General features: G+C 62.5%; 3 protein-coding genes and 1 pseudogene. All 4 read left to right on the top strand.

The genetic code is table 11. The features are described 5' to 3' along the window. A pseudogene (locus DNK06_RS20515) lies at positions 1 to 272 on the top strand (type VI secretion system tip protein VgrG); the annotation flags it as partial. Further along, positions 265 to 1,143 (top strand): DUF4123 domain-containing protein, encoded by an 879-nt coding sequence (locus DNK06_RS20510; protein WP_131181840.1) that lies wholly within the window; start codon positions 265 to 267, stop codon positions 1,141 to 1,143. The pseudogene DNK06_RS20515 and the gene DNK06_RS20510, both read left to right, overlap by 8 nt. Then, positions 1,140 to 4,754 (top strand): toxin VasX, encoded by a 3,615-nt coding sequence (locus DNK06_RS20505; RefSeq protein ID WP_131181839.1) that lies wholly within the window; start codon positions 1,140 to 1,142, stop codon positions 4,752 to 4,754. Before DNK06_RS20510 ends, DNK06_RS20505 begins: the two co-directional genes overlap by 4 nt. Next, positions 4,741 to 5,898: a hypothetical protein gene (locus DNK06_RS20500; protein WP_242674741.1), complete on the top strand. Its 1,158-nt coding sequence runs from the start codon at positions 4,741 to 4,743 to the stop codon at positions 5,896 to 5,898. Before DNK06_RS20505 ends, DNK06_RS20500 begins: the two co-directional genes overlap by 14 nt. Positions 5,899 to 6,000: the final 102 nt, after the last annotated feature.

The following is a 6,000-nucleotide window of genomic DNA, read 5'->3' as shown; positions in this document are numbered from 1 at the left end:
CCGGCAGCGAACTGACCCTCAAGGCCGCTGGCAGCTTCATCAGGATCGACGGCGGCGGCGTGACCCTGAGCGGGCCGGTGATCAACATCAACTCCGGCGGTAGCCCGGGCAATGGCACCGGGGCGATACCGTTGTTACCGGGGCCGTTGAAACAGGCGGATGCGGATAAGGCAGGAAAACTTTTGATTCCGGCTCAACGGCAGGCGCTGTTACAGAAAAAACCGTTGTGCGCCATCTGTGAAGCAGCAAAAGCGGAGGCTCGCAATGCATGATTCACCAATGCCAGCGCTGCCGAGCGGCCTGCCTTGGAAAGCAAGCAGCTACCTGCTCCTTGATGCAATCAGCGTAGAAGCCTTACCGCAAAAACTTTACCAATGGTCGGAAAGCCCTATATTCGAGCCGCTGTACCTAGGAACCGAATGGCAGGAATTGATCGATCTGTCACCTTGCCTAATCGCGCTGAATGGCCCGCATGATCCGATACTGCGGGCTTTCCTCGACAACGCGAGCCAGGAATGGGGTTATCTAGCCTTCACCGATGCAGGATTCGACGAAACGTTGCGACACCTTCGCTGGCTACTGAAAGTCAAAGCCCAAGAGGGTGAGACGGCTCTCCTCCGCCTGGCAGACCCGGCTGTTGCTCACACCTTATTTACTCTAGGCAATACCAAGCTGTTCGGCCCAATTGAGTGGGTATGCACACCTGACTCACTGGAAGGGATTTGGCATACGCACCAACGCTCTGGCACGCCCACTGAACAAGATCATTCCCAACTCTACCGGCTGAACGATAAAGAACTGGATGCACTGAGTGAGGTGAGTTTCCGCCAAACCATTATTGCGCTGGATAAGCACCTGGACGCCTTCTTTCCTGCCTATAAACCGAGCATCCAAGGCCGTAACCGTGTTCGTCATATGCGCGATCTGGCCGAACGAGCATACCGAAACGGAATGTGTTCCGAACGCGAGATACTGCTTTTCGCCAACGTGTTCGGTTTTCTAGGCGATCAACCTCTGGAGAGCCATCCAGACCTTGCACATCTGCTCAACGAAACCTCATCGCTATCGCCCGGTCAACGTGTCGAGCATGCCGCACGCTTAGCCGAACAACGCGCCACAGAGACACAAGGGACGCTCTCATGACCGCGCAGACACCGCCACGCAACAACGCCAATCTCGCAGCCAATGCGGCCTCCTGCAGCGACAGCCGTTCGGCGACCAGCACCTGCCCGCTGATGAAACTGAAAGTACAGCTTCTGCCTCTGCGATATGGTTTAACTGAGCGAGTCGACCCCTCTGCCGATCTTCCGATGCCCTTCGCATTGCAGAGCCGACCACTGGGGGTACGCTTGGCTCGGGATGGCTACCTCTACATCATCGACAGCAGCACGGGCTGTCTGCACGAGTATCAAATCGAACAGGGCGCCATTACCAAGTTGCTGTGGAAAGATGCCGAGGTTCGCACCGATACCCGTAGCAACGCCATTGGCGAGCCACACCTGATCTTTCCCAGATCTACCAAACTGCATGTGGCCTACTCCGAACTGCAATGGACCGCGCGCAAGTGCACCCAGGTTCTGGCCAGCCGCGAGGATCGCGAACACTTCATGCAGGCCATCGACCTGAGCCGGGCCGATCCGCAGCGAGGCGGTACGCATCTGCTGACCCGTCAGCAGGCGCAAACCTGGCTGGCGGAGGTGGTGGAGAACAAGCTGCACACGGATGAGCAGGGCCAGCAGACCTTCCCGGAACACCAGCGCCAACCGGTCACTACCGGTGATCCCCACCCCGAGGAACTGCACGCCTATACCTGGGAAGACCCACCCCTGTTCCGCGATACCCAGATAGGCGAGCTGACCAGGCGGATTCTCCCGGCGTACGAACACGATGCCCTGTTCCTGGTGCTGCGCGACGACATCGGCGTGATGCGCGACCTGGCTCAGTATCAGGACAAGGTGGTCGGCTGGATCGAGGAATGGATCGAGGGCGGCGCGCAACCGGGAACCAACGAACGCGACTACGTGCTCGCCTGCTATATTGAATCGCTCTCGCAGATCAGTGAGGCGGACTTCGACAAGCTCGCCAGCCATTCGCAGTCGCCAGCGGTGCAGGCCATGCTGGGCAAGCTGGAGGCCCTGCCCGAAGCGGATCGCGCGCAGACCCGTGGCGCCGTGCTGACCTTCCTCAACAACAACGAGCCCTATCCTTCATCCGATGGCAGGGATCACCCCGCGCAGCTCCAGGCCGAGCTGGACGCCATACGGCTGAGCAGCCGCCGCTCCGGCGCGGTCGGCTTCGGCCTGCCGCTGACCCTGACCCGCGCCACCGAGCGCTACTACACCCGCACCAAGCTGCTCGACCTCGGCGCCCAGCGCGTATTCGTCGAAAGCGAACTCGATGCCCTCATCGCCCTCAGGAAGGAACAGGGCGGGCGGGTCAAGGACATGCTGCGCGGCGCCAAGTTCGGCCAGCGTGGCATCGACGACCTGATCGACAGACCCGCCATGGACGCCTTCCTGGCAGACCATCGCCCTAACTTGGCGCGCTGGAACACATTGCTTGATCGCATCACCGCAGACCGCACGCAGATGGTCACCGAACATCGCTTCCACCGCGCGGCCTGGTACTACGACGCCCGGCAGGCCGAACAAGTGGGGCTGGCGTTCGCCACGCAATACGCCTGCCTGAAGGACATCTGCCGCAGCGACGTGGCCAGCGAGGCGCTGTACGCCTGGCTCGAGGAAAATCCCCAGTACGACCGCCCGCTGTTCCATACCCTGCCGCTGAATGAGCAGAGCACGCTGGCCGTCCAGTACGCCCTGATCGGCGTGGCCGGCTACGCCGTGGCCAATGCCCTCGCCGAGTGGACGCAGAAGCTGAAGACCCTCGAACAGGGCAAGCTGCCGGCCCTCGACGAACTGCCGGAAGCCACCCGCGCCGTAGCCGTCAGCGCCCAGGCCGCGTTCGACCCGGCCCTGACCCTGGGCATCGGCCGCGCCATGGAGACCTTCTACCAGGGCGTGGGCCAACAGAAGGTGCCGGAACTGGACGAGCTGTTCCGCAAGCTGCCCAAGGTACTCCCCGCCCGCCTGCTCGACGCCGCGCAGCACACGGGGCTGACCTTCACCTTCGCCAGCGAGGCGGAAAAGGCCGTACTGCAACGCGACCTGCGCGATGTCATCGACGAGCGCGGCGAACTGCGCCGCCTGCTCAGGGAGCGCAAGCGGGTCAAGGCCAGCGCCGGGCACAAATCGGCCAATGCCCAGGCGCTGCTGGCCGAGATTCGCCGCGTCCGCGCGCAGCTCGACACCCTGGAGCCGCGCCTGGCGGCGGCCCTGAGCCCCATCGCCGAACTGCCGGAGAACAGCGTCCGCGTGGCCGGCGCGGCGCCGGGGCGCGCCGGCATCACCCTGATCCTGCCGCCCGCCCAGTTGCAGGAGGTGGCAGGTGGCTTGCGTAATCTGCGCAACGGCTACAGCACCGCCGGCAGCTTCAGCAGGCTGGGGGATGGGGTGGGGTTGGCGGTGTTCGTGGCGCAGATGGTCAATCTGGTGCAGACCTGGCGCGAAACCATGGCCACATCGGGGGAACAACGTGAGCTGATACCGTTGTTCGGCTCCATTTTTGCTACCGGTGCCGCAGGTTTTGCAGCAGCCCAGGCCATTGCCGATACGGCCCTGAGTGCTCGTAGCACCCAACTGGTGCAGGGCTTGCAGAACCATGCCTTGGAAGCGGTGCATGTGCAGATGGGCAAGCTGCATGTCGTTCTTGGTGGCTTTGGATATTTCGCAGGCGCTGTAGCCTCCGCCATAAGCAGCCTGGCCCACCATGGCGAGTGGCTGGGAGCGGTGCGCAACGGCAATGCCCGTGCCCAGCAGGGCGCGGCCCTAGCCCTGGCCGGTTCCAGCGGGATGCTGGCTAGCAACTCTTATGGCTTATGGCATACCGGGCGGGCCGTGCAGAGCGTGCTACAGGCCTCAACCCCCGCAGCCAAACGCACTGCCTGGGCAGTGGCTGGCACCCGGCTCTCCAGCGTATTCCTGCGCTTCAATATCGCCGGCGCCTTCTTTACCGCCCTGGAGCTGGGCGGCACCTGGTGGTACAACCGCAACGACACGACCCCGCATGACGACTGGCTGAGCAGCACCCCCTGGAGCCGCGATGCCGCCAAACGGCAAAGCTATCCCCTGGCAACCTACCAGCAACGCCTGCTCGGGGTGATCCAGGCGCCCTCGGTGCAGGTCGAGCATGGCAGCCATGGCAGTTGGTGGCGCGACTGGCTGCTGGCACCGGCCAGCAGCGAGATCATCCTTGCACTGCCGGGGCTGAGCCGGGCGGCGCTGGCCAAGCCGCTAGCTGGCCGGCCCACCGTGCGCCTTGGCCTCGCTGCCTACCGTATCCGCTCAGTGCGTTACGAGCGAGCGCATACCCAGGTACAGTGGCACCCCATCAGCGAACTGATCGTTGATGATCTGTCGCTCACCACCACCAATCCCCTGAAGCTACGTGTACCACGGCCAGCACCCCTGGCAGGCATTACCGGTGGTATTCCCAGTGAGGATCTGCTGCTGGATATGGTGATCGAAACGCTGGACGAGCAGGGACACTACCGGCCCGAGCGCCATATAATCCGCCTTTCCCCGCACCGGGAAGGCGACTACGCCCCCGCCCAGTACACGCCACAGGGCCAGGCCGCGCCGCTGTTACTGGTCGACCCACTTTTATTGCCGGAACCCGACGATGCCAACCGATAAGCCCATGGAAGCGCCCACTCTGGAACTGGACAAGCAGCATCGTGCGGGGGATGTGGTCGGCTTTCCCGGCGGCCTGGTCAGCTACCTGGCCCCCCTGCCGCTGCCCACCGGCCAGCCGGCCCAGGACTATGCCCATGCTGTGGGTGAGGTCAATGACACCTATCTGGACTTCGGGGTTGGTCTGCCCAATGTGTTTGCCTGGCAATTCCAGCTAGGCGGGCCATTTACAATTTGGATAATGTCCGTTGTCCTATCTCCTTTATTGATGCTCGTGGGCACCCCTCTATTGGGGGGGGGGCTTACTGTTGCAATAGAGTTGGCTGTAGGGATTTTTGAGCTTGGAATCACCATAGGCTCGGGAGCTGCATTTTTGGGTTTTCTGCTCCTTCTCTCTGCTTGGTGGACCCACCATATCAAGTACAAAAAAGTCATCCCCACCCGCTTCAATCGCCAACGCCGTGAAGTCTGCTTCGTCCCGGAGGGCCATAGCAAACCGATCTTCGTCCCCTGGGAATCCCTCTCCGCCTGGGTGATCCAAGCCCAGGGCGCTACCCAGTACGGTATCCAGCGCCAGTACGCCATGGGCGTCGGCTTCCATCATGCCGACAGCGGCCAGGACTTCTCCCTGGAATTTCCCTGCGCCGGCCTGCCCCTGGCCATCGCCAACTGGGAGGCGATCCGCGCCTATATGGAACATGAGGTGCACAGCCTCAAGGAGATTCAGGATCCGCTCGACCTGCAAGGCCCCGATGACCCGCCCCACGAAGGCCTGCACACCTTCCGCAACGCCCGCGAGCGCATGCGCCGCCGTTACCGCGAGGGCGAAGTGGGCGGGTTCTATGTATTCGGCTGGTACCTCTACCATGTGATGACCCTGTGGACGCTGCCCTTCCACCTCACCGAATGGGAAATCGGCAGGGTCAAGCGCATGCACCGCCAGGATATTCCCGAAGCCATGCGCGAATGGTCACAACCGCTGCCGCACGAGCAATGGGCCAAACCCAGTACCGAACTGCTCAGGCAGCGCGAACTGCTGGCCAATCTGCGCCAACATAATCCGCAAAGCTCGATCTTCGACCTGATGACCGAGGTGGGGCGCACGACTGTAACCGACAGGAAACAGGCTGGTGCCGCAAGCCGCTAATACCCAACCTGCCACCCCGCCCGGCCTGGATAAACCTCACAAGGCCGGAGATAACCTCGGCTTCCCAGGAGGGCGGGGTCAGCTACCTGGCACCACAGGTTT

This window comes from Phytopseudomonas daroniae, assembly GCF_004327285.1.
Classification (GTDB): domain Bacteria; phylum Pseudomonadota; class Gammaproteobacteria; order Pseudomonadales; family Pseudomonadaceae; genus Aquipseudomonas; species Aquipseudomonas daroniae.
This window is presented reverse-complemented; position numbering and strand designations above follow the sequence as displayed.

Excerpts from the sequence above, each read along its gene's own strand:
- DNK06_RS20500 (WP_242674741.1), top strand. The coding sequence starts at position 4,741 with ATGCCAACCGATAAGCCCATGGAAGCGCCCACTCTGGAACTGGACAAG.
- DNK06_RS20510 (WP_131181840.1), top strand. The coding sequence starts at position 265 with ATGCATGATTCACCAATGCCAGCGCTGCCGAGCGGCCTGCCTTGGAAA.
- DNK06_RS20505 (WP_131181839.1), top strand. The coding sequence starts at position 1,140 with ATGACCGCGCAGACACCGCCACGCAACAACGCCAATCTCGCAGCCAAT.